The organism is Bacteroides sp. AM37-9 (assembly GCF_003603455.1).
Taxonomy (GTDB): Bacteria; Bacteroidota; Bacteroidia; order Bacteroidales; family Bacteroidaceae; genus Bacteroides; species Bacteroides xylanisolvens.
Genome location: NZ_QTNF01000078.1, coordinates 1 through 2,746, shown reverse-complemented (window position 1 = coordinate 2,746; position 2,746 = coordinate 1). Strand labels below are relative to the sequence as shown.

The window sequence follows — 2,746 nt, the reverse complement described above, 5'->3', positions numbered from 1 at the left end:
GTAACCATTCTATTTTCCGCCTTGACATAAGTTGTTAGCCGCCATATCTTTGCGCCGTAACCTTTAACAAGAATGATTATGGCAAAAGAAAAAGTAAACTATCAGGAGGTATATGACCTCTACCAGTTATGCAGCGAGACCAAAGATCTTCGAGAGTTCTGTGCTGATTATGGTGTAAATTACGACAAGTTCATGAACTGGCAGCGTCACCAGTTGTGGAGTGAGAAGTTAGGCAAGACAGTCCAGGTTGAGCAGCCCAAGGTTGCCAAAGTCCAGATAACCGGGAAACCATGCAATAGTCCAACTGTGAAGTTGGACGTGAAACATCCTGAAGGTGAACCACCAATAAAATGGATCAAGTTACAGCTGGCGTCTGGCGCAACACTGTTCCTGAGAAACACCACCGTTCTTGATTTGAGCCTGTTGCTTAATAAAATGATAGGATGATATGCTTGGACTGAGTGCTAACCTGAACTATTACCTGTTTAACGGTAATGTTGATTTGCGGAAAGGCATTTTCCGTCTGTGTGAGAGTATAAGGGAAGAAATGTCCCTTGACCCGAGCGATGCGTCCAATGTATATATGTTCATGTCCCGGAACCGAAAGGTTGTGAAGATACTTCATTACGAACGCGGTTTTTATGTGCTTTACGAAAAACGTCCTGTTATGGGCAAATTCAAGAAACCTGTATTTGATGAAGTCTCCAGGTGCTACCGGATACAGTGGTCGGACATGGCTTATCTTACGGAAAGCATTGTAGTTGACAAGATGTACGTTAGTCCGAAAGGTCAATATTAACATATTGATTATCAATATAATAGTATAAAAATAAGCGGTAAAAAGTTTGCGTAAGTACCTGATTTTTCGTACCTTTATATCATGATTGATGAAAGAGCATACGAGTTACTTTGCTGCCAGCTGGGTCTGGCGAATGAGGAAAAGGCAGGGCTTCGCAAACAGAATAAAGAATTGATTGCGAGGCTTGAGTCTATTGAAGAATCCAACAGGGAGAACTCTAAAAATCTGATAGATACCATCAATGATCTCAAAGATACCATCGAAAAGCAGTCAACCACGGTTGAACATTACAGGAAAGAAATGGAACTTATGAGAAAGCAGCTTGAAGCAAAGGATGAGGTGAACAGGATGCTGGCAAACGAGATCTCCAATCTCAGACTTCAGCTTGAGGACAGCAGGAAACACCGTTTCGGCCGTACTTCCGAGCAAAGAAGGCTGTTGAACAACCGTAATCTCGACAAGTCCGCTCTGGAACAATCCGAGTATGACGGTTCTGACAGGAAGGATGATAATAATAAGACCGATGATAACGAAACTGGCAGCAATACCTCTTCCGGCAACATACCTGCCCAGAACAGCAAACCTTCAAGGAGAAAGGAAACCGCACCACGTGCCGGGAAAACAAAATTGAAAGTTGACAAGGTGGTAGTACATGAAGTGGACGAGTATTACACGCTTCCAGAAGGGGGACGGTTTATGAACCGCAACGGTATGCCTGATGTTTGGGAATACAGGGTCATAGAACATGTAAGGGCTCATAACGTGGAGCATGTTTACAAGGTGGCAAGGGTAAAGCTTGCGGACGGCACTTTCACAAGCACGATGGAACATCCGCTGAAAAACCTTGGAGGTATCTTCTCTCCTGAACTGCTTGCCCGTCTGCTTTGTCTGAAATATGACTTCAGCATGCCTGAGAACAGACAGATAAGACTGCTTGCAAGAGAGGGTATCCACATAAGCAATACCACGCTGAACAGCTATATCCATAACGGAATCGCCAAACTAAGGGAGTTCATGGAAGATGTCTTCAAGGAGTTTGTACAGAGAGCTAATTACCTTATGGTTGATGAGACTACTGAGCTTGTTGGAGTGGAAACAAAGGAAGGTAAGGCTTACAGGAGAAAGTACTTATGGGCTTTCTTTGCCAAGCATATTAAGATGGTCTATTATCACTATAATAACGGCAGCAGGTCGTCCGATGCGGCAAAATCATTCCTGGAATATTTTATGGGAACCATATCCACTGACGGATATACGGTTTACAGGATGTTTGACGGAGACGACTCAAAGGTGCTTCATATAGGATGCTGGACGCACTGTAGAAGGTTGTGGGTTGATGCCCTGCCTTCAGACAGAACAGCGATGGACATAATAGATCCTATCGGTGAGATGTTCAGAAATGAAGACCTGTTCCGTATGATGAAACTCAGCGGTGAGCAGATTAAGGAAAGAAGGCTTAAGCTTACAGGACCGATTCTTGAACGTATCCATCATAAGGTGGTCATGATGATGCAGGATGCGAAGATTATGGCTAACGAACTGATGAGAAAGGCCGTGAACTATACGATAAACCAGTGGAAATCCTTGAGAAATATCCTCAAGGACGGTTCAGCAGAAATCTCGAACAACCTCTGTGAGCAAAGGATGAAACCTGTAAAGCTGCTGCTCAAGAACTGTATGAACGTTGGCAGTGAGGATGCGGCAGAAAACTCTGCATTCACCTTCTCTCTGATAGAAAGCTGTAAGTTGAACGGCATAGACCCTCAGAATTACCTGAAACACTTGTTTGAATGTATTCTTCATGGTAAGGACTGCGACAAGAAGGCTCTTCTGCCATGTTTCTATAAACCGGAATGTTAAAACAAAAATATTTTCTTACGGGCATTTTTATTTTATCGGCTGAAAGACAGCCGATAAAATTGGCGTGGCGGAAAATAGTATGGTTAC

General features: G+C 43.5%; 3 protein-coding genes. All 3 read left to right on the top strand.

The window, feature by feature from the left end; genetic code table 11:
* Positions 1-78 precede the first annotated feature (78 nt).
* Positions 79-447: a hypothetical protein gene (locus tag DW862_RS25525; protein ID WP_170834904.1), complete on the top strand. Its 369-nt coding sequence runs from the start codon at positions 79-81 to the stop codon at positions 445-447.
* Between the two features lies 1 nt (position 448).
* Complete coding sequence (tnpB, locus tag DW862_RS25520; protein WP_120071143.1) at positions 449-799, top strand: IS66 family insertion sequence element accessory protein TnpB; 351 nt, start codon at positions 449-451, stop codon at positions 797-799.
* A gap of 81 nt (positions 800-880) precedes the next feature.
* On the top strand, positions 881-2,659 hold the full coding sequence (locus tag DW862_RS25515; protein ID WP_120071140.1) for an IS66 family transposase: 1,779 nt from the start codon (positions 881-883) through the stop codon (positions 2,657-2,659).
* The last annotated feature ends 87 nt before the right edge of the window (positions 2,660-2,746 follow it).

Coding starts and splice junctions, on each gene's coding strand:
- DW862_RS25525 (WP_170834904.1), top strand. CDS start 79: ATGGCAAAAGAAAAAGTAAACTATCAGGAGGTATATGACCTCTACCAG.
- tnpB (WP_120071143.1), top strand. CDS start 449: ATGCTTGGACTGAGTGCTAACCTGAACTATTACCTGTTTAACGGTAAT.
- DW862_RS25515 (WP_120071140.1), top strand. CDS start 881: ATGATTGATGAAAGAGCATACGAGTTACTTTGCTGCCAGCTGGGTCTG.